The organism is Rufibacter roseus (genome assembly GCF_001647285.1).
Lineage (GTDB): Bacteria > Bacteroidota > Bacteroidia > Cytophagales > Hymenobacteraceae > Nibribacter > Nibribacter roseus.
In genome coordinates this window covers 1-23,671 of the sequence record NZ_LRML01000003.1, presented here as the reverse complement: position 1 = coordinate 23,671, position 23,671 = coordinate 1, and the positions used below count along the sequence as shown (strand labels likewise).

Genomic DNA, 23,671 nt, shown 5'->3' with positions numbered 1-23,671 from the left:
TCTTCAAGTCATTGAATATACTGTTAGTAGAAAATGAAAAGAACTGTATTTAAAGCCCATTTTCTCCTGTTAGCTGCAGTATTTGTTTTTGCTTTTATAGGTCGGGCCTCAAATCTTGCGTTAATGCCGGAGGTAATGTTTGGCTTGAAGGCTTTGATATGGGTTACTGGAGCGGCTTTCTGCTTTTTCTTCTATAAATCTTCTAAGCTGTTGGTGGCTTACTCTTCTTTATACATTTTGACTCCTGTTACCATTGCTGTGGCTTGGCTGGCAGATAGAATATTGGGCTCATTAGTAGCATCAGCCATAGGTTTTATATTGCTGCCACCATCTAAAGTAGCGCAATCATCAGAATATTTTCTAAGGCAGGATATTAGCGGCTTTTTAGGGAGATGCTGTGACTATACTATTTATGAAAGAAGATGGGGATTCTTGGAACAGGAGGCTGCTCATTTTTACTTTCAATCAAACTTGAGTTCCAATGAAGTAAGTTTATCTGTTGACCCTAAAGCGCAGGGCTTATTGATAAGAATAGGTAAGGAAGGTGAAAAGGGAGACATTGTACTGGTGGTGCCATTCAACAAGTAATACATGGCTCTTGTATTCTCTCTAGGTGAAAACAAAAGGCCTGCTCAGAAAGCAGGCCTTTTACATATAATTAAAGAAAAGAGGGGTCTTAAGCGGAGAAAGAGCTACCGCAACCGCAGGTGCTCTTAGCTTGTGGGTTATTGAAGACGAAACCACGGGCGTTAAGGCCATCCTGGAAATCAACTTCCATACCCATTACGTACATGCCGTGCTTTTTGTCCATGATCAATTGAACGCCGTCAAGGTCGAAAATCTCATCAGAGTCTTTGGCCTTGTCAAAACCTAGCAAGTAAGACATGCCTGAGCAGCCGCCACCTTGCACGCCAATACGGAGACCATATTCTTCAGGTACGTTTTTATCTTTCATTATTACCTTTACCTCTTGCAAGGCGCGATCAGTAAGGGCTATTGGTGCTTGTTTTACAGTTGTGCTTTCCATAGTAAGTATGTTATTGCGTTGTAAAGATACAACATTTAGAGTGTTTCTAAACAATGGTGCTATACTATAAGTAACTGAAAATGCGGTGAAATGATTCAGAAACGCCTAACGATTTTTTTGCCATATTTACCACATATTTTCAGTTTAAAAGGCGTAAAGCCACTACTGCAGGTATTGCTTCACGTTCAACAGTGGCTGAAATGCACGACTAACCGTTCAATAAAACTATGACCTTTGATACCTCTTCCTTCATTATTTTAGCAATCTTGAGCTTATTTCCGGCCTTGGTGGTGGCGGGCGGTATGTACCTGCTTACTCAGAAGTACCTTGAGCGTGATTACCGTAAACGCTTGCTGGAAATCAGACTTAAAAATAGTGAAGCCATATTGCCTGTGCGGTTGCAGGCGTACGAGCGCATCATACTGTTCTTAGAACGCATCACGCCTAGTAATCTACTAATCAGGGTTAGTCCTTCTGGTTTAACTGCCGCTGAATACCAGGCGCATCTGCTGCAAGAAATCAGAGCCGAGTATACCCATAACCTGTCGCAGCAGTTGTACATGAGTGAGGTGGCTTGGCAGCAAGTCAAAAAAACAAAGGAAGATGTGGTGACCATGATCAACCAGACCTACCAGAGCTTGGAAGATAAGTCTAAAGGAACCGAACTGGCCAAGCGAGTGCTGGAAACCATTCTGCACAACGAGATAGACCCTACTACACAGGCACTCCAGTTTCTAAAGCGTGAGCTTCAGGAAGTTTTCTAAAGCAAGGGCATAATTTTATCAAGCGTATCAGACCTGTCTAATCAGCAGAACTTTAATGGCGTTTTCGGCCTATTTTTAGAAAATTAGCCCCAAAACGGCTGCAAATAACACATTGCTAGCTTTTTGCTAAAAGGGGAAAGACAATTGACCGCTTTGGTGTTTACCGTAACTGAGGTTAGAGACGGTAATGCCTAGTAGCCTGATGGGTTTTGAAGGGAAGAAGGGGGTGCGGAGCAGCTCGGTGGCAATGTCAAGCAGTACTTCTTCGTCTCGTACAGAGGAAAAGAACGTTTTGCTGCGGGTGTTGAGCGTGAAGTCGTGGTACTTCAGTTTAAGCGTTACGGTTTTACCGGAGGCCTCCAGCCGGTGTAAATCATAGGCTACCTCTTCGGCCAGGCGCTGCAGCTGTGGTAGCATCTGTTCCTCGGTATCCAGATCCTCAAAAAAAGTACGCTCTGAGCCAATGCTTTTCCTGATACGGTTGGGCTCAACGGGCCGCTCGTCTTGGGCGCGGGCAATCTGGTAAAAGTAGGAGCCAGACTTTCCAAAGTGCCGCCGCAGATCAGCTTCTGACCGTACCTTTAAATCTGCCCCGGTATGTATGCCCAGTTGCTTCATTTTGGCGGCCGTTACGTCACCAATGCCGTAAAACTTCTCAATAGGAAGCGCCTCTACAAAAGCTTCTGCCTCTTCTGGTAAAACTACGGTTAAACCATCTGGCTTATTCTTGCCGGACGCTACTTTGGCCAAAAATTTATTGAAGGAAACTCCCGCTGAGGCTGTCAACTGCGTTTCCTGTAGAATTTCATGCTTTATGCGTTTGGCAATGAACATGGCAGATTTCAGCCCCAGCTTGTTTTCGGTTACATCAAGGTACGCTTCATCTAAAGAGAGGGGCTCTACCAGATTAGTGTACCGCAAAAAGATCTCCCGTATTAGCCTGGATACTTGTTTGTACACCTCAAACCTGGAGGGCACCATGATAAGGGTAGGGCACTTGCGGAGGGCCGTAACCGTGGGCATAGCCGAATACACGCCAAACTGGCGGGCTTCATAACTGGCCGCCGCCACCACGCCACGAGCTTTCGTACCGCCCACCGCCACTGGTTTCCCGCGCAAGACAGGGTTGTCCCGCTGCTCCACTGAGGCGAAAAAGGCGTCCATGTCAACGTGAATAATTTTACGCAAAGCCAGTTTATTTGTAATCTTATATATTAGCGCTTTCTAAGAATGGTGCAGCGCCAAAGTCTGAAAGTAGAATGAAATGCCTGAGTAAAGCGGTGCCGATATTTAAATAAAACGAACTAATTATGGTTACTTGGCCAACTTGCCTATTTGCACTACGTACTGCGAATTTAAAGCTTTAAACGGTCATCTCTCTAAAATAGCTTTTACATACTTTTTTCATCTTCACTTTATCTTTCCCTTACTATGAAAATTAAATCATTACTCTCTGTTATTGCCTGTGGCGTTGTGAGCCAAATCATGATTGGCTGTAACTCATCAAAGCAATTCTATGATTTTGGCCTTCCTTCCACTGCATACCACAAAGTGGCTCCGCAGCCTGTAGAGGAAATACCTGTAGCGGAAGAGACTACTAATACGCCTGTTGTGACAGTTGCCCCAGAAGAAACTACCGTGGCAACAATTCAGCCTCAACCTGAACTTGAGGCAAATGCGGCGGCACCTAAAGCTTCTGGTAAAGTGGCTCGTAAAGCACCGTTGACCACGCAGGCGGTAGAAGAGGCCTTAGCAACGGCCAAGCCCGAAGTGAAGAATCTGGTAAACGAGTTGTCAGAGGCAAAAAGCAAAAAGGAAATCAGAAAGATTACCAAAAAAATGAAGCGTGATGCAAAGGCAACGAACAAAGCCAACGCCATTAACAGCTACATGAAAATTGGTATTGTGCTGATTCTGGCTGGGGTTCTGCTTTCGGTTCTTCCGGGGCTAGGGCTTGTAGGTTCCATAGTGGCCGTAGTGGGGGTAGTATTCCTGGTACTGGGCCTGCTAGAAATGCTTTAACAGAATAATTTGGATCAAATAAAACAGAAGGCCCCGCTCTTAGAGCGGGGCCTTCTGTTTTAGGCTTGTTTTTAGAAAATAAGGTGTAAAACAGAAAGTGGCAAAGATCTTAATTACCGTATTCTTCAGCAGGAAGTTTGATTCCACCGCCGGTACTGCCTCCTTCTTGCGGAATACCCATTTTCTTCTCTCTGTGTTGATTATACATAGAGAATTGGGCCGGCGTAAGCACCTCTTTCAAGGCAGCCAACCTGGTAGAACTGATAAGTTCAGCGGTAACCATAAATTCTCTGGGCTTCGTTTTCAAGTCTTTCTTAGCCTTCTCCATCTGGTTGATGCTGGTTAGGTTGATTTCCTGCACTTTTAACGCCTGCGCACTAGACAAACGAAGGTGCTGCACCATGGCAGTAGTCATACTCTTTGCCCGCTGCTCAGGAGTAATAGTAGTTTGGGCTTGACTGCCAAAGGCCAAAAGCACGAAGACTAGAAGTAATAGTGTTCTTTTCATAACTGGAATAATTGGTTTCCTTCTGATTTTCAGATAGAAGACTCTTTAGAGCAAAAGCCAGGCCAAGTGAAATAGTTCCCTGGTGCGGATTCAAAATTACAAAAATCAGGCCAAGCAAAGCGTTAAATTTTAGTTGTGCAAAGGGCATAAAGCATGGCAGACGATGTGAATATACCTTATCTTTGAAATCTGTTTAGGCCCCATGCGGGAGCCAAGCAAAGAAATTGCTTTTTCAGATTTATTTTTAGCATGCCAGAAAACCATTTTAAGAAAATTGCCGGAGAGCTGCAGGTAAGTGAGCGCCAGATAGAAGCTACCGTGCAATTGTTAGATGAAGGGGCCACCGTGCCTTTTATTGCCCGTTACCGCAAAGAAGTGACCGGTAGTTTAGATGAGGTGGCCATTGCTGCCATCCGTGACCGCGTGGAGCAGCTCCGCGAGCTGGACAAACGCCGTGAGAGCATCTTGAAATCACTGAAAGATCAGGAAAAGCTGACCCCGGAGTTAGAGGCGCAGGTACTGGCCGCCGAAACCATGGCCGTGCTGGAAGACATTTACCTGCCTTACAAACCGAAACGCCGCACGCGTGCCACCATTGCCCGCGAAAAAGGACTGGAGCCATTGGCGCAGACACTGTTTGAGCAAGCTAACGTAGATGTTGCCGCCGAAGCCGCTGCATTTATAAGCGAGGAGAAAGAAGTAAAAGACACTGAGGAAGCTTTAGCCGGTGCCCGTGATATCATAGCCGAGTGGGTGAATGAAAACCCTGAAGCCCGCGCCAGCATCAGAAACCTGTTTGAGAAGCAGGGCGTGTTCAAAGCCCGCGTTATTCCGGGTAAAGAAGAGGAGGGGCAGAAATACAAAGACTATTTTGAATGGGACGAACCTATTGAGAAAGCCCCAAGCCACCGTATTTTAGCCATGCGCCGCGGTGAAAAAGAAATGGTGCTCATGCTAGACGCCCAACCCGACGAAGAAGCGGCTATTGAAGTGCTGGAACGCCAGTTCGTGAAAGGTAATAACGCCGCCGCGCAGCAGGTAAAATTGGCCGTAAAGGACTCTTACAAGCGCCTGCTTCGCTTAAGCATGGAAACCGAGGTGCGTCTATCCTCTAAAAAACGTGCCGATGAAGAGGCGATCAGAGTATTCGCAGATAACTTAAGGCCTATGTTGCTGTCCGCTCCGCTGGGGCAGAAGCGCGTGCTGGCCATTGACCCTGGCTTTAGAACCGGCTGTAAAGTAGTGGCTTTAGATGAGCAAGGTAAGTTGCTGCATTATGAGGCTATTTTCCCGCACAACGGTGCCGCCCAGGCCAAGACTGCCGAGCAGCAGGTGATGGTCATGTGCCACAAGTACCAGATAGAAGCTATTGCCATTGGTAACGGTACCGCCAGCCGTGAAACCGAAGCATTTGTGCAGAAAATAGGCTTGCCCAAAGAGATTGCCGTGGTGATGGTGAATGAAAGCGGTGCTTCTATCTACTCCGCCTCAGACGTAGCCCGTGAAGAATTCCCAGACCAGGACATCACCGTTCGGGGGGCTGTTTCCATTGGTCGTCGCCTCATGGATCCATTGGCTGAGTTGGTGAAACTTGACCCAAAATCAATAGGCGTAGGCCAGTACCAGCACGACGTAGACCAGAATGCCCTCAAGCACAGTTTAGATGATGTGGTAATGAGCTGCGTGAATGCCGTTGGGGTGGAAGTAAACACTGCCAGCAAGCAGTTGCTCACGTACGTGTCAGGCCTAGGGCCGCAACTGGCGCAGAATATTGTGGAGTACCGCAACCAGAACGGTCCGTTCAAAACCCGGAATGAGCTGCGCAAAGTAGCCCGCTTAGGAGACAAAGCCTTTGAGCAAGCCGCGGGGTTCCTGCGCATCAGAGGAGGAAAGCATCCGCTTGACGCCAGTGCCGTACACCCAGAGCGTTATGAGCTGGTAGAGCAAATGGCCAAAGACTTAGGCGCCACGGTAGAAGATTTGCTTAAGAAGCCAGAGCTACGCAAGCAGATTGACCTTAAGAAGTATGTGTCTGATACTGTGGGTTTGCCTACGTTGCAAGATATCTTGAGCGAGCTTTCTAAACCTGGCCGTGACCCGCGGGAGAGTTATGAGGTGTTTAGCTTTACTGAAGGCGTGAACGAAATCACTGACCTTCGCACTGGCATGAAACTGCCCGGCATAGTGACCAACATCACCGCTTTCGGCGCCTTTGTAGACATTGGGGTGCATCAAGACGGATTGGTACACGTGAGTCACCTGTCTGACCGTTTTGTGAGCAATCCGCATGATGTGGTAAAAGTAGGGCAGAAAGTAGAGGTAACAGTGCTGGAGGTGGAAGTTGGCCGTAAGCGAATAGCCTTGTCTATGAAAGGTGACCCTGCCGCCGCTGGCACAAGACCCAGCCGTGGAAATGACCGCAAGGCAGGAGGCAACAACAGCCGCCGTGAAGCTCCGGTAGAGGAAGAAGACATGGCCACCAAGCTGAACAAGCTGAAAAGCATGTTCCGGTAAGGTATTCATAGATAATAAAAGAAGAAGGCCAGAGATTTCTCTGGCCTTCTTCTTTTATTCTGATGGTAGCTTGTTAATAGACAGTAAAATAAGTTTAATACAATCTGCTTGTTGGCTGTCTGCAAAACAAAAGCTCATGAAATAAGTTAAATAATATAGGGAAGGCAAGCGTTATAGAGATACTAAATGAATGTTCAACGAAGGGCAGAGAGAAATGGAGGGCAGGAGAGATGGATGTGACAGTGCCACGTTTTTGGCTGGAAATAGATAAGCCGCACAGGCTGCTAGTCTTGCATTGCCAAGGCTTTGTGGCCAGTGAAGTGTATCGTGAGGGTTTGCTGGAGGCCGTGCAGGTTACCCGGAAAGAGTACCTGCGCAATTGGGTCATGGATACCAAGCACATGAAGGTTATTCGGCAGGTAGACCAGCAATGGACCATGCAATCATGGTTTTCACAATTTAAGCTTTTGGGAGTAAGGCGTTTGGGTATTGTAGTCTCTGACGATATATTCAATCAGATGGCCATCAGCGGCATGGTAGCAACGCTTCGCCCTGATTTTAGTGGAGAGGTAGAGTACTTTCAGGGGTATAACTCAGCGCTGTTCTGGGCAAGAGAAGGGGAGGGAGACTTTAGTGATTTAGGCCTGTTTTCCGTATAATAGCCGAAAAACGTAGAAACGTATTTATGAACAACCGTAAAAAAGTGTCTGTCATATTGCCAATTGAAGGAGGCCGATTTGTAGCCCTGGGCGTTTTTGTAAAAGCTGCTGAGCAGGCAAAATGGTCAGACCAGGAAATACAATATGTCATTGATGAGGTGGTAGAAGCGGAGTCAGATGCTGAAGCCTTAGACATTCTCCAGTCGTATACGGTGTAGAACCGTTTACTTTCACCATGCCCATTTCTCCAAAATTAGAAGCCAAACTTAGCAAACGCTTTGCCCCCGATGCCAAAATAGAGGATACTTTTGCTGGCAACGACCTCACCTTTATCACCGATAATCTAGGGAACCCAATAACTCTTTTTATTGGCAAGCGCGTCCGGACGGGGCCATCAGCGGAGAGCGCTACGTGCGCCGCATCAAATTTGAGGCAGACGGCGAAACCATCAAATCAAGCCACTGGGAAGGCAAAGGAAAAGTGACCCGCTCCTGATTCTGGCCTATTTTTCTAAAATCAAGCCTAAATAGAAAACAATGGTTAAGAGTTACACGCCAGTTCAGAGTGATCTCGACATGAAATTCTTGAAATAGGAGTTAATTTCTAATTGCAACGGCGCTAGTGACCCCAATCATTTCTAATTCATCATTTTATTTTTCATTAGCGAAGCTCCGCCATTCCCACTTCTTTCCAGAATTAATCTTTTTCTTGGCCGCAAAGTACAAGGGCTATGAAAGTGTTGATCATAGAAGACGAAGCAGACATGCTGCAAACCATGGTGCAGTCGCTCAAGAAAGAGCAGTACGTAGTGGAGACAGCCCAGACGTATGATGAGGCGCAGGAGAAAATTGCCCTCTACGCCTATGACTGTATTCTGCTGGACATTGGCCTGCCCGGCGGCAGCGGCCTTGATCTGCTGCAGGAACTGAAAGAGCTGCAGAAAACCGACGGCGTCATCATTGTGTCGGCCAAAAACTCGGTAGATGACCGCGTGGCAGGGCTGGAGCTGGGCGCCGATGACTATTTGCCCAAGCCTTTCCACATGGCTGAGCTGCACGCGCGGGTAAAATCGGTGCTGCGGCGGCGCAAGTTTGAGGGCAGCAACGTGCAGACACTCCAGAACCTGCAGATTGATTTGGATAAGCATCTGGTTTGGGTAGAAGGGCAGGAGCTGAGCCTGAACCGCAAGGAGTTTGACGTGCTGCTGTACCTGGTCAGTAACAAAGACCGATTGGTGAGCAAAACCGCGCTGGCCGAGCACGTGTGGGGCGACTACATTGACCAAGCCGATAACTACGAATTCATCTACTCCCAAATCAAGAACCTCCGCAAGAAACTGAAAGACCACGGGGCACAGGTAGAGATACAGGCAGTGTACGGCATAGGCTACAAGCTGATAACGCCATGAAACTACTGAACCACGCCACCGCCTGGTTTTCTGTGCTGCTGCTGGTCATCATTACGGTGTGGGCGGGCCTCTTTTACGTGAACATGCTAGATGAAATCTACGACAGCATGGACGACGGCCTGGAAAACCAGAAGATGCTGGTGCTCCGCAAAGCGGCCCAAGACACCACCGTGCTCGCCAGAACCGAGTTTGACGACGGTTACTACAAAGTAAAGGAAGTGCCTTTCTCGGCGGCGCTTCGGCAGAAAGACGTGTACCAAGACACCCTCATGTACATGCTCAATGAGAAAGATTTTGAGCCGGTGCGCATGCTCACCACCGTATTTCAGCAGGGGAGCAAGTACTATGAGCTCAGGGTAATCACCTCTATGGTAGAGGAAGACGACCTGATTGAGGACTTGGTTTTTGCGCTGCTGTGGCTGTATGGGGGGCTTATTGCTACCATTCTGGTGCTCAACAACCTGCTCCTGAAAAGAATCTGGCGGCCCTTCTATTACCTGCTGCAGCGCCTGCAGCGGTTCAAATTGCAAGATGCTCAGCCTTTCCCTACGCTGCAAACCAACATTGATGAGTTCAGGCTGCTTAACCAGACCGTGGAGAAGCTGCTGCAAAGTAACGTAGCCACCTACCAGAGCCAGAAAAACTTTATTGAGAATGCCGCCCACGAGCTGCAGACGCCGCTGGCCATTAGCCTGAACAAATTGGAGCTGTTGGCCGAGGGCGGAAACCTGCAAGACCAGCAGCTGGCGCAGATAGGGGAGGTCATGGAAAACCTGGAGCGCCTCACCCGCCTGAACAAGTCATTGCTGCTGCTCTCCAAGATAGAAAACCGCCAGTTCAACGGTCAGGAGGAGGTACGCCTGGCGGAGGTAGTGCAGAAAGCCCTGGCTGATTTTCAAGACCAGCTCCAGTTCCGGAACCTAAGCCTCACCCAACAAATAGACGGTGACCCACTGCTCCGCATGAACCCAGACCTGGCCATGATGCTGGTCACCAACCTGCTCAAGAACGCCATCGTGCACAATATGGCAGGCGGGTTGGTGCACGTTTCCCTCTCCGCCATTACTTTCACTCTGGAGAACACAGGGCCCAGCAAGCCTCTAAATTCGGAGCAACTGTTCCAGCGGTTCTACAAAGAAAGCCCCTCCTCCGCATCCACCGGCTTGGGTCTGTCCATCGCCAAGGCCATCTGTGATCTGTACGGCTTCCAGATTGGATATGAGTACCGCCAGAGTAGGCATGTGCTGCAGGTACAGTTTACCTAATGGCGAAGAAGCTGTTTTAGACCTGTATTTCTTAAAATAGGCCTAAAACAGAACATATCTTCAGTTCTTTCCCCAGCGGATACAGGGTCTGGTGCAATTCACGGGCTCTAGTTTAGGAGACACCATAAAAAAATCAAAAAAAATAGTTCTCCTGCCTCGTATTCCCAATTCTTTCCTGATTTGGAGCCGAAATTTGGTGTAAACAATAACGTTGAACTAAAATTTCAGACCTATGAAAATGCTTCAGATCATAATAGCCACTGCCGGTATCACTGCCTTAGGGTGCAGCCAGCGTTTAGCAGTAAGCAATGTGCCTTCGCTGGTTCAGAACAGCCTGAAAACCCAATTCCCTGCCGCCGCCAACATTGAGTGGGATAAACAAGGGAACAGCTTTGAGGCCGAATTCGACCTGAACCAAACCGAGCATACCGCCTTGCTGGACGCCACCGGCAAAATACTCATGTACAAGCACGACGTTGACACCACCCAGCTACCGGAGCCGGTAATGTCCTCCATCAAAAGAGACTTTGCGGCCTATGTGGTAGATGACCTGGAAAAAGTGGAGAAAGACGGCCAAACCTTTTACCAGGTTGAGTTGGAGAGCAGTAGTAACCAAGACCTCACCAAAGTTTTTGCCCAAGATGGTACTCAGTCTAGCATCAGTTACTGGGATTAAGTTGTAGCGCCCAGGTTGAATTTGGGTTTGTTCTGCTGTTTTAGGCCTGTTTTAAGAAAATCAGGCCTAAAACAGCGGATGTGAGTCTGAATATTAAAGAAAAGGGAAAGAAGAGATTGAAACCGAAAAGAAATAAAGCTATGAAACGCATTAAAATATTGATCAGCAGTTTGCTCCTGATTGGTGCCGCCGCCTGTGATGCCAACCAAGCCGACGCCAGAGGAGCCAATAAAGGTGCCAAGGCAGAGGCTGTAACCGCATCGGCGGCCATTGCCGTGTCGCAGAAATGGGAGTTGCCGCCTGTACTGCGTGAGGTGTCGGGTATTGTGTATTTGGGAAACAACCAGTTTGCCTGCGTGCAAGACGAGGCCGGTGTTATCTTTATTTATGACACCGCCGCCGGGCAAATTGTGCGGCAGATTACGTTCGGGGCTGCTGGTGATTACGAGGGAATCGCTCTGGCCGGTACCACCGCCTATGTAGTGCGCAGCGACGGACACTTATTTGAGGTTACCAACATTAACACGCCCAAGAACAAGATAACCGAGTATGCCACGCCTTTAAGCGCAGAGAATAATGTAGAGGGATTGGCCTATGACAGCAAGAACAACCGCCTGCTGCTGGCCCTGAAAGGCGAGGACGCCAACGGGGTAAACTACAAAGGCGTGTATGCCTTCGACCTGCAAACAAAGCAACTGGCCCAGGAGCCGGTGTTCAAGCTGAACTTGCAAGACCCCAAGCTGGTGAAGCAGCCCCAGAAGAAAAAGAAGAAGCAGAATACGCTTAGCAAGGCCTGGCAACCCTCAGAGATAGCCGTGCACCCGGTTTCCGGAGACATTTATGTCACCGAAGCCACTAACCCACAGATCTTCATCCTGAACGCAGATGGTAGCATCAAAGACCGGTTTCAGCTCAGCAAGACCGAGTTCTACAAGCCCGAGGGAATTGCGTTTAGCCCCACTGGAGACCTGTACATCTCCAATGAGGGAAAGAAACAATCAGCCAACATCCTGCGCGTCCAGCTGCAGGCTGCCAAGTAACCAGAACACTGGGAACGGCAGAATTATCTGTTGCTCTTTTGTGTAGATTGGCTGTTTTAGCCCTGTTTTTCCAGAAACAGCCCCAAAACAAGAGCGGCTGCGTTGTGTATCAACGCAGCGCTCTTGTTTTGGTAGTGCCTGCTTATCTGGCGGCGTTAGCTGGTCTCATGCGGGTTAATATTCCCAACCCAAGAATCAATAAACCAAATATTAAGTGCGGCTGCCACACATACTCATGGAAGAACAGTAACCACGGCGACATGGCCAAAAATAAGCCTATCGCAATATCACTCATGAGGTGAGCAGACATTGGAAACACTTTGACTGCGCCAGTTTCATTTCGGGTCATCAAAGCCTGAACCAGCACAACTACACCCACGCCAATAGGCACCCAAGACTCGGCGCCGCCTCGGTAGAAATTGAAGATCCAGGGGGAGGCAATAAGTAAAATGGCGGTGAGGTAATCCATTATTCCGTGTACACTTGTGGGTATCATTCTCATAGGCGTATTCTTGGTTTGAAGTTAACAATTGCTATGCTCTTATATACGATTGTATTTGCCTATGGCTGTGTGGTTTATACCCTTTTTTACAGGAGTGGGCTCAGTAGAAGTACTAGTTGCCCGGTAATGCTTTCTATTGTTGCTCTTCCTTTTTCAAGAAACTGTAACTGTCAAGGCACGCTTTGAAGAGTTGTTTTGCTTTTACTGTGATGATAAAAAGTGCTTGAGGTCAAATACCATTTTGCTTTTAAACCATTGTTTGCACTGGTAGAAAAAATAAAATACTGTTAAGAATGCATTATCTTTTTTGCATTAGAATTTGCATATTACCATTCAGAAAAACTGTGGATCAAGGTTTGTGAGAACTTAACAGGCTGTAAGGCACGTGTTATTCATGGTGGTGGAGGTAATTTCCAGACGAGCTTCTGTGGTGGTGAGAAGGTGAAAGAAGACCGAAGTGATTTGGTGAATTGGTGATGGAATGGTGTTGTGGCTGTACAGCTGTAGGAATGATACTCTTGTAGAACAGTCTTAAAAGATGACTTAAGAAATTCAAAGTATACCCCCTTTAACTAAAGCTAAACAAGAAAGTATGGAATACCAGGTAAAACCCGCCAATGGCAAACTAGGCATTTTGATTCCCGGCCTAGGAGCAGTAGCCACTACCTTTATTGCAGGAGTAGAGGCCGTGAAGAAAGAGTTGGCCCAGCCTATTGGCTCGCTTACCCAAATGGGGCGAATTAGGTTAGGGAAAAGAACCGAGAACCGCCACCCCCTCATCAAAGATTTTGTGCCGTTGGCTGCTCTTGAAGATATTGTGTTCGGGGGCTGGGATGTATATGCCGATAACGTTTTTGAGGCCGCCCAAAACGCCAAGGTGCTGGAGCCTATGCTGCTGCACGCCGTAAAGCCAGAGTTAGAGGCGCTGAAGCCCATGAAGGCGGTATTTGACAAGTCTTTCGCTAAGAATTTGGATGGCACCAACGTAAAAGAAGCCGCCACCAAAATGGAATTGGCCGAGGCTCTGATGGACGACATTCAGGAGTTCAAGGAGGCAAACGGCTGCGACCGTCTGGTGATGGTATGGTGCGGTTCTACTGAGCGGTATATTGAAGAGTCTGACGTGCACCAGTCTGTTGCCGCGTTTGAGGAAGGTCTAAGAAATAGTGACCCAGCCATAGCCCCCAGCATGATTTATGCCTACGCTGCCCTTAAAATGGGAGTACCTTATGCCAACGGTGCGCCTAACTTAACGGTAGATATTCCAGCCATTGTGGAGCTAGCCAAGGAAATGGAAATAGCCATCTCAGGTAAAGACTTCAAAACTGGTCAAACCCTCATGAAAACCATTTTGGCACCAGGCCTGCATGCCCGTGCCTTAGGAGTGAGAGGCTGGTTCTCCTCTAATATTCTAGGCAACCGCGATGGATACGTGCTAGACGACCCAGATAACTTTAAGACAAAGGAGGTCTCTAAACTGAGCGTACTGGACGAGATCTTCAAGCCGGAATCTAATCCAGACCTGTACGGCGACATGTACCACAAAGTGCGTATCAACTATTACCCTCCGCACGGCGACAACAAAGAAAGCTGGGATAACATTGACATCTTCGGGTGGTTGGGCTACCAAATGCAGATTAAAATCAACTTCCTGTGCCGCGACTCCATTTTGGCGGCTCCACTGGTGTTGGACTTGGCTTTGTTCACTGATTTGGCACAGCGCGCAGGCATGAGCGGTATTCAGGAGTGGCTTTCTTTCTACTACAAATCACCGCAAACCGCAGAAGGGCTGGCGCCGGAGCATGATATCTTCAAGCAGCTCATGAAACTGCAGAACACGCTGCGCCACATGATGGGCGAAGACTTGATCACTCACCTAGGCCTTGACTATTATCAAGACCTGGTAGAGGCACTATGATAAAAGCGCATAAGCTGATTTCTTCCGTTCTGGGCATTGGGTACGTGGGTAAAGGAGGAGGCACGGTAGCCGCCGTAGTCGCTTGCCTGATCTGGTATGCTGCCCAGGCCGGAAGAGAACAGTGGGTGGCAGGTCAGTTTTTTGTCACAATATTCATCACTTTACTGGGTGTCTGGTCGGCCCAACGGGTAGAGCCTCTTTGGGGTAAAGACGACAAGAAAGTAGTGATTGATGAGGTGGCGGGCATGTGCTTAGCCTTGGTGGCGGTACCTGTAACTTGGGCAACGGTATTGGGGGGCTTAGTGCTTTTCCGGTTTTTTGATATTGCCAAGCCACTTTTCATCCGGAAACTTGAGAAAGTGAGTGGAGGTTGGGGCGTGATGCTAGATGACGTACTGGCCGGCCTCTATGCCAATCTGGTGCTTCAACTGCTGTTGTATTTCAAACTATTTTAAATGCTCACTTTTGTAAAGGCTCAGACCGCCTCCATAGTGGCTACGCTGGTAGATTTTCTGGTGACGGTGCTGGCCGTGGAGTGGCTGGAGTTATGGTATGTGTCAGGAACGGTTTGGGGCACCATTTCCGGAGGAATCACGCATTTTTCGTTGGGCCGCAATTGGGTATTTCAATCAGAAGATCCTCGGGTGATAGGTCAGGTTATTAAATATTTCATTGTCTGGACGGGCAGCTTTTTACTCAACGCCCTTGGGGTTTTTCTGATTACGCATTACCTGGGAATCAGCTATGTTTACTCAAAAGTGGCTACTTCCATTATGGTAGGGGTGGGGTATAACTATGTCTTTCAGAAAAGGTTTGTTTTTAAATGAATTGCTTCGGTACAATTCTGATTAGAATAATGGAGCAACAGAAACGTGTAAAACAGAATCATTAGAGGTAAAAGCGTATGAGTAGTGAGAAAGAAAAAGCATGGAAGGTTTTTTTGCAACAGACCATCTACACCATTATCAATCCATTTGTCCGGTTACTAATTAAGATAGGTTTCACGCCTAACGCGGTCACTACCACAGGTTTCATCATGAACGTGGGTGTGGCCATTATTTTTATAGTAGGTGGCGAAAGCGAAAACCGCTATGACTATTCATTTGTTGGCTGGGGCGGATTTCTAATCATGATGGCTGGTCTGTTTGATATGCTGGACGGACAGGTGGCGCGACTGGGTAAAATGGGTTCTACCTTCGGGGCATTGTTTGACTCTGTGCTGGACCGTTACAGTGAATTGGTCATGTTCCTGGGCATTTGCTATTACCTCATGTCACACCACTACTTCCTGAGCTCTCTGTTTGCATTTATTGCACTTATTGGCTCCATGATGGTCAGCTACACCCGCGCCCGCGCCGAAGGCTTGGGCGTAGAGTGCAAAGGCGGTTTCTTCCAGCGCCCCGAGCGCGTGGTGCTCATTTCCCTGGCCGGTATGTTCTGCGGCCTCACATCCTATTTCCTGGGCGGTGACTTTAAATTAATGGTGCCAGGCGTTCCTTTCCCTGTTTTTGAAACAATTTCTGTTTTCACTATTCCGCTCACCATTCTTGCCATCTTCACCAACGTTACTGCCTTCAGCAGATTGATGGACGCTAAGAAGGCTATTGAGGAGAAGGAGCGGGCGCAGCAAGTAAAAGAGAAAGTAACTTCAACAGCAACTTTGGTTTAACAGCAATTTAACTAAATTAATGCTGCTTGAAGTTTTTCTAAGGATGAAGGCTGATACAACAGAAATTTGCGAAATGTTTTTATAAACTTATGGAACCTGAATTTCCTGTAGTCCAAATTGAAATACAAGAATGGGATGAAGATATTATGGGTGAATTGTTCCTGTTCGATGAGTTCTATTATTCAGATGATGATGAGTTTTATAATAAATACTTTTATAGAAAACAGTTTTTAGACTCTACAGGTAGAATCTTTTTGGCAGGAGAGAAAGTTAAGATTGATAATTTCATGTCAAAATTAGGGATTAGCATGAAATACAAGGTTCAATATAAAGCTACGAGTGAACATTGGACATTTGAAGAAGCTAAAAGCTTTCTCATTTCGAAAATTGAGGAATTACCATCTCCAGAGGGGAAAAAGGAGTGGATTAATTCCTTAAATAAAGCTAAAACTATAAAACAACTTATAGAGGCAGAAAGGTAAATTTAAAATCCAATAGCTATTTAGCCTTTAAATCATTCTGAAGATCTTTAAAAGAACATTACAAATAACAGTGGGCCGTTTCCTGCTTTTTGCCCCTTCTTTTTAAGAAACGCACTACTTTCACCTGCTGTTTGGAGTCTTCTGCAAGATGACTTCAAACCTCTAATGAATCAGCAGGAACTCTGTTCCGGATAAGTTGAGGACACATCAATGAAACAATTGCTGAAGGAAGTAGGGGCTTTTGCTCTGTGGCAGGCTGGAAGTCAGAGACTTCTATTTTATTGGTAAGTTTGAAGTCGCTCTTCAAAATACTTCAAACAGCGAGAAAACAACAACCATCAATCAACAATTAGCAACCAATAACTAGCCATTAACTTCCTGTTTTAGCCCTACTTTTCAAAAAACAGCCTCAAAACACATCTCTACTATTTTAGCAACTCCAGCATAGGTTCACCGTCTCGGGTGGGCATGGGTATGTCTAAAAGTTCTGCTATGGTAACGGCAACATCTACCTGAGAGCGAGGTTTGCTAGCTACAAACCCATCTTTTACGTCTGGCCCGAGCATCAATAGACTAATGTGGCGGCAGCCTTTGCAGCCATCTCCGTGGCTGTGGTACCTATTGCCTGGGTGCCGGCCGTGGTCGTTGGTAACAAGTAGAGTGGTGTTGTTTTGATAGTCTGGGTGTTGCTGCAGCCATTGCCAAAGCTCGTGCACCATGCGGTCACTTTGCTGAATGGCCTTAAGGTAGCCGGTCCAGTTGCGTTGATGAGCTTTAGAATCGGGTTCGGCTAAATTCACCAGTACGAGGTCAGGCGAATGGCGGGCAAGTATTTCCTTAGTGATGCGTAGGGTAGTGCTGTCTTTCCGGTAGCCGGTGCCCAAGCCGTTGTTGCCACAGTTAGTGGCGGGCGAAAATTGAGCGGCGGAGTCGGAGCTGTAGGTTTTGCTTAGAATTTCCAGTTTGTCTTTGCTGGCAATAATCCAGGCTTTGTGGGCGGGGGCGCCGGTGTGCTGCCGGTAATAATGAAACACAGAGGGGAAGTCTGGAAGCTCTTCGCCGTGGTTGTTCAATTTCTGATAATGACCCGTGGTAAGTGCTACGTGGCCAGGGTTGGTGAGGGTAGCCCCCAGATTGTAAAATTCTGGATGGAAAGTACCCTCCGGAGCCAAGTCTCTGGCCATAAACGGAATGTTGACAAAGGAGGTGTCTCCCCAGGAATCGGAATACCGAACTCCGTCAATTACCACCAGAACAACTTTCTGGGCTTTATAGTCACCGCTGGGCTTTAATAAAACACTTTTAGATGAAGGCTTACAAGCTCCCAACAGCAGGAGGACCAGCAGCCAAAGGGAATAGTTCAGAGAAAGTAGTTTGGTCATGAAAAAGTAGTTTGGCTACCTTCTCATTACGGATACAACAGGTATTTGGCGCGCACCTTATTAAAATAAGCCAGTTGTTCAGGCCAATTGGCAATAATGCTTTGGGGGGAGTCTCCTGCCTGAAGGCGTTTACGGGTGACATCCGTTTTCCAGAGGCCATCCATGCGGCTGTTTTTCCATTCCAGTTTGTCAGGGTACAGTGTGTGCAGGGCATGAATGAGGTACACGCTCGCTTTGGCTGACTCAAACTTGTTGCGGTCAGTTACCTTCATTTGTGCACCATAACAGGTCTGTCCCACAAACTTAGGCGGATAAATCCGGATGCCGTCTACCACGCTATCTGGGGTAAACTGAACCGGGGTGAAGGTGACGCCTGGTAACTTATAGCTGTTCAATTGTTTTGCCAGTGCTTCGCCATTGATCCAGGGGGCGCCGATAAACTCAAAGGGTTGCATGGTTCCACGGCCTTCAGAAACGTTGGTGCCTTCCAGAATACAGCCCGCCGGATATACTGTGGCGGTGGTAAGGTTAAGCATGTTAGGAGAGGGCTTTACCCAAGGCAGGCCGGTTTGATCAAACCAAAGAGCGCGTGAGTAATTGCGCATGGGCACCACCATCAGCTCAGCTTGGCGCAGCTTTTTGGCTGCCCGCTCACCGTTGAACATTCGGGCCAACTCACCTACCGTCATGCCATGTGTAATGGGCAGGTAATTAGGACCCGTTACAGGTTCATTTGCATCTTTGCCCACTGCGCCATCTACATACATTCCTGAGATTGGGTTTGGCCGGTCTAGCACAATCATCAGCTTATTGTTTTCGGCGGCGGCTTCCATCACTGAATTCATGGTGGCTATGTAGGTGTAGTACCTTGCTCCAACATCCTGAATGTCAAAAACAATAATGTCAACATCCTGCAGTATTTCGGGCGTGGGCTTTCGTACTTGCCCATATAAAGAAATTACTTTCAATCCGGTTCTCTTGTCTACCTGATCGGTGACATGTGTGTCTTCTTCACCCCTGATGCCGTGCTCTGGGCTGAAAAGCTTTACTACTTTGATATCCTGGCGGGCTGTTAGCAAATCTACAATATGGCCTTTGTCTGGCATTATGCCGGTGTGGTTTGTCAAGATGGCTATTCTTCGGTCTTTAATGAAGGGCAAAAACTCTGGGGTTACCAATCTTTCTATGCCAATGGTCACACGGTTGGCTCCCGTAGATTGAGTGGCGGTAGGAGTGTGGTTTGAGCAGCCAGTACCACATGCCAAAACAGCTAAGGCAGCAATGGCAAAGCGAATGCAGAGAAGTTTCTTCATGCCGTAATATAGGCAAGAGAGACTTTTTAAATTAATTATTTATCTGTTTTAGGGCTATTTTTTGAAAAACAGACCTAAAACAGCCTCAAAGGTTTATGAAATGAAAATGTAGGCAGAGGAATTCTTTCCCCAATCACTTGCCCGAGGAAAAATGCCTGGAACAGATAAGCTACTCTCAAAAATTACAATCCTTGCCCATACTGGAAATGATGGTTTACCGTAACCGGAAGCTTTCCTTGGGGCTGAAGGTCACCTACCACAAGTTTAGCGGCGGCTGTCTGAACCGCCTTTAATTTTTGGTACCCCACCACCAGTGATGTGGCCTGGTGAATGTTGCTGAATTGGTTGAGGGTGTAAGCATTGTCAAACAGCACCACTACGCATCGTTTCTTCCGGATAAGTTCATTCACCAGATCCTGCTCTTCTTTGCTAAACCCAAGGTTGTTGCTAGGGCGAATGCTGGGGCCATATATACTGATGATGACCAAGTCATATTTAAGCAACTGCTTTCTTAGCTTCTCACGGTTCTTTTTAGAAAGCCTGCGGGGCAGGAAGAAATTGGGTGCTGTGATTGTTTTGCTGAGCGTTTCCTGAAATAGAGTAGGTTCATTGGCTCCCACGGCCAGACTGGCTACTTTTTTACGCTTTTTGTTTTCAATTGGTATTTGGTTTCGCTTGTTTATAAGCATTGTAAGCGACCCTTCGGCTAACTGGCGCAGAGTTTCCTGTGCCGAGGAAGAGTGCAGGTCTTGGTAAATATTCTCCAGCGGAACAGGTTCATAGCTGTGCAAGCCCACCCAATACTTAGCGGCCAATACTTTTTTGCAGCGACGGTCCAGCTCCTTTTGGCTGAGCCGCCCTTCTTTGATAGCGGCTTTGATGGCTGCCAGTGCTTTAGGTACACTTACCAATCTTTCCAGCACATCGTTGCCGGCTTCCAGCGCCATTACCTCGGCCTCGCCAGGCTCAAAGTATTTGGTCACCCCTTTCATAACCATAGCATCAGTAAAAATAAGACCGCTGAACTGTAGCTCATTCCGGAGTAGGCCTGTGACTATGGGTTTGGAGAGCGATGCGGGCATGTGCCGGGCTGAATCTAATTTGGGCATGTGAATGTGCCCTACCATTATGCCACCCACGCCACTTTGAATCAGGTGCCGGAAGGGGTGCAGTTCTAAAGAGTCAAGTCGTTCTCGGCCGTAAGGAATGATGGGCAGGTCGTGGTGCGAGTCTACCTCTGTGTCACCATGGCCGGGAAAGTGTTTGGCGGTGGCAATAATTCCATAATCCTGCATGCCCATCATCTGGGCCAAGCTTTTAGAGCTGACGTCCTCTTTGTTTTCGCCGAAGGCGCGGTAGCTGATGATGGGGTTCTGCGGATTGTTGTTTACGTCTACCACCGGAGCAAAATTAAGGTGCATGCCCAGGCGCCTGAATTCATGCGCCATTTCCACCCCCATGCGGTAGATTAAACTGTCATTGTTAATGGCGCCCAAGAGCATAGGCAACGGATACTGTATAGCGCTGTCCATGCGCATGCCTATTCCGTTTTCGGCGTCCATGCCAATAAGCAGAGGTACTTTAGAGGCTTCCTGCAGCAGGTTGGTCATTCTGGCCTGCCGTACCGGACCTCCCTGAAAGAATATGAGTCCGCCTATTTTATATTTTTTCACCAGCAGCAGCACATCTTTCAGGTGTTTTTCTCCCTGATTAGAAAAAACCTCCACCATCATCAACTGCGTAATTCGCTCATCGGGGGTAAGACGGTTGAATACCGAATCTACCCAATCGTTCTGGCGGTTTAAGGCTGTAATTAGTGCGTTAGGGTACTTGATGGTGTCTTGGGGCAGCACGGGCTGTGGCTTGAAAACCACCGTGTCATGGGGTTGCTCTTTTTTCTCCTGGCAACCTAAAAAGCACAAGGTGCACCAAAACAGCAGAAGGCAGAAATGTCTGGGTAAAGCGCTTTGTTTAAATATGAACAGCATGTTGTAACAGATGGTGTACGCTCTGCCAGGCACTAAGGCAGGCGCTTGGCAGCTTCGGGGATATTCAGGTACGCAATGGCCTGCCTCAGGGTTAACGCATAGTCCAGAATTCATATTATGTTAAAGCATAACCTAACCTGGTTGCTAATCAGATTTGTAAACTTAACCCAAGAGCTCCAAAGGTGCCAGTGGACTAGCGTTTTAGGCATGTTTTTCAGAAATGAAGCCGAAAACGTGCAATTGAGTAGCTGGTCAAGAATAATAGGCTTCAAAAAATGATAGTACCAAACCATCAAAAATTAACATCATTTCAACAGAAGTGGCTTTTATATATAGAAAATGTATATATTAATAGCTTCAACTGAACTGATCTATGGAAAATAATGGAAGAATGCAGGCGTACTGGCGACGAAATGTCAAAATACTATTACTCTTATTGAGCTTTTGGTTTCTGGTTTCCTATGTCTGCGGCATACTGCTGGTAAATAAATTGAACACCACACGACTAGGCGGGTTCAAACTGGGTTTTTGGTTTGCTCAGCAAGGTTCTATTTACGCCTTCATTCTGATTATCTTCATTTACGTGTGGTACATGAACAAGCTTGACCGCGAGTTTGACGTGCACGAGGATTAGAGTTGCATAATACAAACCATCAGAAACTATAATTAGCCACAACGGCTTCCCTCTAACTTGTGAGCGGCACCGGTGGCTGCTTTCAGTACCCTTTTCTTTACCTTCTGCTAACAAACAAAATGGATATTTTAACCTGGACGTATATAATTGTAGGAATCACGTTTGCCCTGTACATAGGCATTGCCATTTGGTCAAGAGCCGGTTCAACCAAAGAGTTTTACGTAGCCGGCGGCGATGTTTCTCCGCTGGCCAATGGCATGGCCACCGCCGCCGATTGGATGTCAGCGGCCTCTTTCATCTCCATGGCGGGGCTTATATCCTTTATGGGCTACGACGGATCAGTGTATCTGATGGGCTGGACAGGTGGATATGTTTTGCTGGCGCTGCTGCTGGCCCCGTACCTGCGTAAGTTCGGCAAATTTACCGTGCCCGATTTTGTGGGTGATCGCTACTACTCTAAAACAGCCCGTTTAGTTGCGGTAATTTGCGCCATCTTCGTTTCGTTTACTTATGTGGCTGGCCAAATGCGGGGGGTGGGTATTGTGTTCTCCCGCTTTCTGGAAGTTCAAATAGAAACCGGTGTGGTCATTGGCATGATCATCGTGCTGTTTTATGCTGTGTTGGGCGGTATGAAAGGCATTACCTATACCCAAGTGGCTCAGTACTGTGTGCTGATGGTGGCTTACATGGTGCCGGCCATTTTCCTGTCCTTAATGCTGACGAACAACCCTATTCCGCAGCTGGGCTTGGGCGGCACCCTGCAAGACGGAACGTACCTGCTTGATAAACTAGATGGTCTGTTAACAGATTTGGGTTTCAATGCCTACACCAACGGCAGTAAAGCTACTATAGACATTTTCTTTATTACCGCAGCGCTAATGGTGGGTACTGCCGGACTGCCGCACGTAATTGTTAGGTTTTTCACCGTGCCCAAAGTGAAAGACGCCCGTAAGTCTGCCGGATATGCTTTGGTGTTTATTGCTATTTTATACACTACGGCGCCGGCAGTGGGTGCTTTTGGTATGTACAATCTGCTCAATTCTACCAGCAATCAGCCTATTGCCTCAATGCCGTCTTGGGTAAACAACTGGCAGAAAACCGGGCTAATTACCGTTGATGATAAAAACGGTGACGGGGTGTTGCAGTACCTGAAAGACCCGGCGCAAAATGAACTGATGATTGACAAAGATATTATGGTGCTGGCCAATCCTGAGATTGCGCAGTTACCGAATTGGGTGGTGGCGTTGATAGCCGCCGGTGGTTTGGCGGCGGCACTTTCTACTGCGGCCGGTTTACTGCTAGTTATCTCCACGGCCATTTCCCATGACCTGCTGAAGAAGTCGGTGATGCCCAGTATTTCTGAAAAAAATGAATTGATAGCTGCTCGCTTGGCGGCTACTGTTGCAGTGGTGGTTGCCGGTTATTTCGGTATCAATCCTCCAGGCTTCGTGGCAGAGGTGGTGGCGTTTGCCTTTGGGTTGGCGGCCGCTTCGTTCTTCCCGGTTATTATTATGGGTATTTTCTCTAAGCGCATGAACAAGCAAGGCGCCATTGCCGGTATGGTAGTGGGTCTGCTGTTTACTATCGCCTATATCTCGTACTTCAAATTCATTCACCCAGAAGCCAATAAACCCGAGAACTGGTTTCTGCAAATTTCACCCGAAGGCATAGGCACATTGGGTATGGTAATCAATTTTGTGGTGTCGTTCACTGTTTCCAGATTCACGCCTGCACCACCTTTAGAAATTCAGGAACTGGTAGAGGATATTCGTATTCCGCGTGGAGCAGGAGCCGCCACTCAACATTAATTGGAAGAACTTAAAGCTTTAAGAAATTAAATGTTATCTGCATAAAAGCCCTCTGTAGGTGTAGAAGTAATTAGAAAAGCATTGACGATAAA

At 47.5% G+C, this 23,671-nt stretch carries 25 protein-coding genes; 18 read left to right on the top strand and 7 right to left on the bottom strand.

What is annotated here, in order from left to right:
• Positions 1 to 33 precede the first annotated feature (33 nt).
• Positions 34 to 588, top strand: a complete 555-nt coding sequence (locus A8O23_RS04145; protein WP_066617111.1) for a hypothetical protein — start codon at positions 34 to 36, stop codon at positions 586 to 588.
• Between the two features lie 88 nt (positions 589 to 676).
• Here the strand turns inward: A8O23_RS04145 and A8O23_RS04140 are convergent, their stop codons facing one another.
• On the bottom strand, positions 677 to 1,027 hold the full coding sequence (locus A8O23_RS04140) for a HesB/IscA family protein (RefSeq protein ID WP_066617108.1): 351 nt from the start codon (positions 1,025 to 1,027) through the stop codon (positions 677 to 679).
• Positions 1,028 to 1,254: 227 nt separating this feature from the next.
• Here A8O23_RS04140 and A8O23_RS04135 point away from each other — a divergent pair, with 227 nt between their 5' ends.
• Positions 1,255 to 1,791 carry a DUF7935 family protein gene (locus A8O23_RS04135; RefSeq protein WP_066617106.1) on the top strand — a complete coding sequence of 179 codons (537 nt, stop codon included), beginning with the start codon at positions 1,255 to 1,257 and terminating at the stop codon, positions 1,789 to 1,791.
• A 126-nt stretch (positions 1,792 to 1,917) separates the two neighbouring features.
• Here A8O23_RS04135 and dinB read toward each other — a convergent pair whose 3' ends face one another.
• On the bottom strand, positions 1,918 to 2,979 hold the full coding sequence (dinB, locus tag A8O23_RS04130) for a DNA polymerase IV (protein ID WP_074988319.1): 1,062 nt from the start codon (positions 2,977 to 2,979) through the stop codon (positions 1,918 to 1,920).
• 243 nt (positions 2,980 to 3,222) lie between these two features.
• Here dinB and A8O23_RS04125 point away from each other — a divergent pair, with 243 nt between their 5' ends.
• Positions 3,223 to 3,813 carry a hypothetical protein gene (locus A8O23_RS04125; protein ID WP_066617101.1) on the top strand — a complete coding sequence of 197 codons (591 nt, stop codon included), beginning with the start codon at positions 3,223 to 3,225 and terminating at the stop codon, positions 3,811 to 3,813.
• Positions 3,814 to 3,922: 109 nt separating this feature from the next.
• Here A8O23_RS04125 and A8O23_RS04120 read toward each other — a convergent pair whose 3' ends face one another.
• Positions 3,923 to 4,321: a hypothetical protein gene (locus A8O23_RS04120; RefSeq protein ID WP_153042066.1), complete on the bottom strand. Its 399-nt coding sequence runs from the start codon at positions 4,319 to 4,321 to the stop codon at positions 3,923 to 3,925.
• A gap of 249 nt (positions 4,322 to 4,570) precedes the next feature.
• Here A8O23_RS04120 and A8O23_RS04110 point away from each other — a divergent pair, with 249 nt between their 5' ends.
• The 8 genes from A8O23_RS04110 to A8O23_RS04075 all read left to right on the top strand — a co-directional run bounded on the left by A8O23_RS04110 (position 4,571) and on the right by A8O23_RS04075 (position 11,883).
• A complete protein-coding gene (locus A8O23_RS04110; RefSeq protein ID WP_066617093.1) occupies positions 4,571 to 6,835 on the top strand; it encodes a Tex family protein in 2,265 nt (754 codons plus the stop codon).
• A 230-nt stretch (positions 6,836 to 7,065) separates the two neighbouring features.
• Positions 7,066 to 7,494, top strand: a complete 429-nt coding sequence (locus tag A8O23_RS04105) for a hypothetical protein (RefSeq protein WP_066617083.1) — start codon at positions 7,066 to 7,068, stop codon at positions 7,492 to 7,494.
• A 26-nt stretch (positions 7,495 to 7,520) separates the two neighbouring features.
• The gene (locus A8O23_RS04100; protein ID WP_066617082.1) at positions 7,521 to 7,712 is read left to right on the top strand and encodes a hypothetical protein; all 192 of its coding nucleotides are present in this window, start codon (positions 7,521 to 7,523) and stop codon (positions 7,710 to 7,712) included.
• A gap of 17 nt (positions 7,713 to 7,729) precedes the next feature.
• Complete coding sequence (locus A8O23_RS04095) at positions 7,730 to 7,978, top strand: hypothetical protein (RefSeq protein WP_239693340.1); 249 nt, start codon at positions 7,730 to 7,732, stop codon at positions 7,976 to 7,978.
• 246 nt (positions 7,979 to 8,224) lie between these two features.
• Positions 8,225 to 8,902 (top strand): response regulator transcription factor, encoded by a 678-nt coding sequence (locus tag A8O23_RS04090; protein WP_066617080.1) that lies wholly within the window; start codon positions 8,225 to 8,227, stop codon positions 8,900 to 8,902.
• Entirely contained in the window at positions 8,899 to 10,167 is a 1,269-nt protein-coding gene (locus A8O23_RS04085) for a sensor histidine kinase (protein ID WP_066617078.1), read from the top strand. The genes A8O23_RS04090 and A8O23_RS04085 overlap by 4 nt, the downstream gene beginning before the upstream one ends.
• A 238-nt stretch (positions 10,168 to 10,405) precedes the next feature.
• The gene (locus A8O23_RS04080; RefSeq protein ID WP_161486692.1) at positions 10,406 to 10,843 is read left to right on the top strand and encodes a PepSY-like domain-containing protein; all 438 of its coding nucleotides are present in this window, start codon (positions 10,406 to 10,408) and stop codon (positions 10,841 to 10,843) included.
• A gap of 140 nt (positions 10,844 to 10,983) precedes the next feature.
• On the top strand, positions 10,984 to 11,883 hold the full coding sequence (locus A8O23_RS04075; RefSeq protein WP_153042065.1) for an SdiA-regulated domain-containing protein: 900 nt from the start codon (positions 10,984 to 10,986) through the stop codon (positions 11,881 to 11,883).
• A 142-nt stretch (positions 11,884 to 12,025) separates the two neighbouring features.
• On the opposite strand, the gene A8O23_RS04070 is transcribed toward A8O23_RS04075, so the two are convergent.
• Positions 12,026 to 12,379: an SPW repeat domain-containing protein gene (locus A8O23_RS04070; protein ID WP_082882904.1), complete on the bottom strand. Its 354-nt coding sequence runs from the start codon at positions 12,377 to 12,379 to the stop codon at positions 12,026 to 12,028.
• 598 nt (positions 12,380 to 12,977) lie between these two features.
• Here A8O23_RS04070 and A8O23_RS04065 point away from each other — a divergent pair.
• From A8O23_RS04065 to A8O23_RS04045, 5 genes are all read left to right on the top strand, one after another.
• Entirely contained in the window at positions 12,978 to 14,303 is a 1,326-nt protein-coding gene (locus A8O23_RS04065) for an inositol-3-phosphate synthase (RefSeq protein WP_066617066.1), read from the top strand.
• The gene (locus tag A8O23_RS04060; RefSeq protein ID WP_066617063.1) at positions 14,300 to 14,758 is read left to right on the top strand and encodes a phosphatidylglycerophosphatase A family protein; all 459 of its coding nucleotides are present in this window, start codon (positions 14,300 to 14,302) and stop codon (positions 14,756 to 14,758) included. Before A8O23_RS04065 ends, A8O23_RS04060 begins: the two co-directional genes overlap by 4 nt.
• The gene (locus tag A8O23_RS04055) at positions 14,759 to 15,130 is read left to right on the top strand and encodes a GtrA family protein (RefSeq protein ID WP_066617060.1); all 372 of its coding nucleotides are present in this window, start codon (positions 14,759 to 14,761) and stop codon (positions 15,128 to 15,130) included.
• A gap of 77 nt (positions 15,131 to 15,207) precedes the next feature.
• Positions 15,208 to 15,972 carry a CDP-alcohol phosphatidyltransferase family protein gene (locus A8O23_RS04050; RefSeq protein ID WP_066617055.1) on the top strand — a complete coding sequence of 255 codons (765 nt, stop codon included), beginning with the start codon at positions 15,208 to 15,210 and terminating at the stop codon, positions 15,970 to 15,972.
• An 89-nt stretch (positions 15,973 to 16,061) separates the two neighbouring features.
• Positions 16,062 to 16,454 carry a hypothetical protein gene (locus tag A8O23_RS04045; RefSeq protein WP_066617051.1) on the top strand — a complete coding sequence of 131 codons (393 nt, stop codon included), beginning with the start codon at positions 16,062 to 16,064 and terminating at the stop codon, positions 16,452 to 16,454.
• A 425-nt stretch (positions 16,455 to 16,879) separates the two neighbouring features.
• Here the strand turns inward: A8O23_RS04045 and A8O23_RS04040 are convergent, their stop codons facing one another.
• The 3 genes from A8O23_RS04040 to A8O23_RS04030 all read right to left on the bottom strand — a co-directional run bounded on the left by A8O23_RS04040 (position 16,880) and on the right by A8O23_RS04030 (position 21,137).
• Positions 16,880 to 17,836, bottom strand: a complete 957-nt coding sequence (locus A8O23_RS04040) for an alkaline phosphatase family protein (RefSeq protein ID WP_066617049.1) — start codon at positions 17,834 to 17,836, stop codon at positions 16,880 to 16,882.
• A gap of 26 nt (positions 17,837 to 17,862) precedes the next feature.
• Positions 17,863 to 19,149, bottom strand: coding sequence for an exo-beta-N-acetylmuramidase NamZ family protein (locus tag A8O23_RS04035; RefSeq protein WP_066617048.1), 1,287 nt, complete (start codon positions 19,147 to 19,149; stop codon positions 17,863 to 17,865).
• Between the two features lie 182 nt (positions 19,150 to 19,331).
• Positions 19,332 to 21,137, bottom strand: coding sequence for a glycoside hydrolase family 3 protein (locus A8O23_RS04030; RefSeq protein ID WP_066617046.1), 1,806 nt, complete (start codon positions 21,135 to 21,137; stop codon positions 19,332 to 19,334).
• A 373-nt stretch (positions 21,138 to 21,510) separates the two neighbouring features.
• Here A8O23_RS04030 and A8O23_RS04025 point away from each other — a divergent pair, with 373 nt between their 5' ends.
• Both A8O23_RS04025 and A8O23_RS04020 read left to right on the top strand, forming a co-directional pair.
• Positions 21,511 to 21,771, top strand: coding sequence for a DUF4212 domain-containing protein (locus A8O23_RS04025; RefSeq protein WP_066617042.1), 261 nt, complete (start codon positions 21,511 to 21,513; stop codon positions 21,769 to 21,771).
• Between the two features lie 119 nt (positions 21,772 to 21,890).
• Positions 21,891 to 23,579, top strand: a complete 1,689-nt coding sequence (locus A8O23_RS04020) for a sodium:solute symporter family protein (protein ID WP_066618245.1) — start codon at positions 21,891 to 21,893, stop codon at positions 23,577 to 23,579.
• Positions 23,580 to 23,671: the final 92 nt, after the last annotated feature.

Bases quoted from the DNA above. Each gene is read 5' to 3' on its own strand.
- A8O23_RS04135 (WP_066617106.1), top strand. From the start codon at position 1,255: ATGACCTTTGATACCTCTTCCTTCATTATTTTAGCAATCTTGAGCTTA.
- A8O23_RS04095 (WP_239693340.1), top strand. From the start codon at position 7,730: ATGCCCATTTCTCCAAAATTAGAAGCCAAACTTAGCAAACGCTTTGCC.
- A8O23_RS04045 (WP_066617051.1), top strand. From the start codon at position 16,062: ATGGAACCTGAATTTCCTGTAGTCCAAATTGAAATACAAGAATGGGAT.
- A8O23_RS04090 (WP_066617080.1), top strand. From the start codon at position 8,225: ATGAAAGTGTTGATCATAGAAGACGAAGCAGACATGCTGCAAACCATG.
- A8O23_RS04055 (WP_066617060.1), top strand. From the start codon at position 14,759: ATGCTCACTTTTGTAAAGGCTCAGACCGCCTCCATAGTGGCTACGCTG.
- A8O23_RS04105 (WP_066617083.1), top strand. From the start codon at position 7,066: ATGGATGTGACAGTGCCACGTTTTTGGCTGGAAATAGATAAGCCGCAC.
- A8O23_RS04030 (WP_066617046.1), bottom strand. From the start codon at position 21,137: ATGCTGTTCATATTTAAACAAAGCGCTTTACCCAGACATTTCTGCCTT.
- A8O23_RS04100 (WP_066617082.1), top strand. From the start codon at position 7,521: ATGAACAACCGTAAAAAAGTGTCTGTCATATTGCCAATTGAAGGAGGC.
- A8O23_RS04080 (WP_161486692.1), top strand. From the start codon at position 10,406: ATGCTTCAGATCATAATAGCCACTGCCGGTATCACTGCCTTAGGGTGC.
- A8O23_RS04050 (WP_066617055.1), top strand. From the start codon at position 15,208: ATGAGTAGTGAGAAAGAAAAAGCATGGAAGGTTTTTTTGCAACAGACC.
- A8O23_RS04025 (WP_066617042.1), top strand. From the start codon at position 21,511: ATGGAAAATAATGGAAGAATGCAGGCGTACTGGCGACGAAATGTCAAA.
- A8O23_RS04040 (WP_066617049.1), bottom strand. From the start codon at position 17,836: ATGACCAAACTACTTTCTCTGAACTATTCCCTTTGGCTGCTGGTCCTC.
- A8O23_RS04035 (WP_066617048.1), bottom strand. From the start codon at position 19,149: ATGAAGAAACTTCTCTGCATTCGCTTTGCCATTGCTGCCTTAGCTGTT.
- A8O23_RS04110 (WP_066617093.1), top strand. From the start codon at position 4,571: ATGCCAGAAAACCATTTTAAGAAAATTGCCGGAGAGCTGCAGGTAAGT.
- A8O23_RS04020 (WP_066618245.1), top strand. From the start codon at position 21,891: ATGGATATTTTAACCTGGACGTATATAATTGTAGGAATCACGTTTGCC.
- A8O23_RS04125 (WP_066617101.1), top strand. From the start codon at position 3,223: ATGAAAATTAAATCATTACTCTCTGTTATTGCCTGTGGCGTTGTGAGC.
- A8O23_RS04070 (WP_082882904.1), bottom strand. From the start codon at position 12,379: ATGATACCCACAAGTGTACACGGAATAATGGATTACCTCACCGCCATT.
- A8O23_RS04120 (WP_153042066.1), bottom strand. From the start codon at position 4,321: ATGAAAAGAACACTATTACTTCTAGTCTTCGTGCTTTTGGCCTTTGGC.
- A8O23_RS04145 (WP_066617111.1), top strand. From the start codon at position 34: ATGAAAAGAACTGTATTTAAAGCCCATTTTCTCCTGTTAGCTGCAGTA.
- A8O23_RS04075 (WP_153042065.1), top strand. From the start codon at position 10,984: ATGAAACGCATTAAAATATTGATCAGCAGTTTGCTCCTGATTGGTGCC.
- A8O23_RS04140 (WP_066617108.1), bottom strand. From the start codon at position 1,027: ATGGAAAGCACAACTGTAAAACAAGCACCAATAGCCCTTACTGATCGC.
- A8O23_RS04085 (WP_066617078.1), top strand. From the start codon at position 8,899: ATGAAACTACTGAACCACGCCACCGCCTGGTTTTCTGTGCTGCTGCTG.
- A8O23_RS04060 (WP_066617063.1), top strand. From the start codon at position 14,300: ATGATAAAAGCGCATAAGCTGATTTCTTCCGTTCTGGGCATTGGGTAC.
- A8O23_RS04065 (WP_066617066.1), top strand. From the start codon at position 12,978: ATGGAATACCAGGTAAAACCCGCCAATGGCAAACTAGGCATTTTGATT.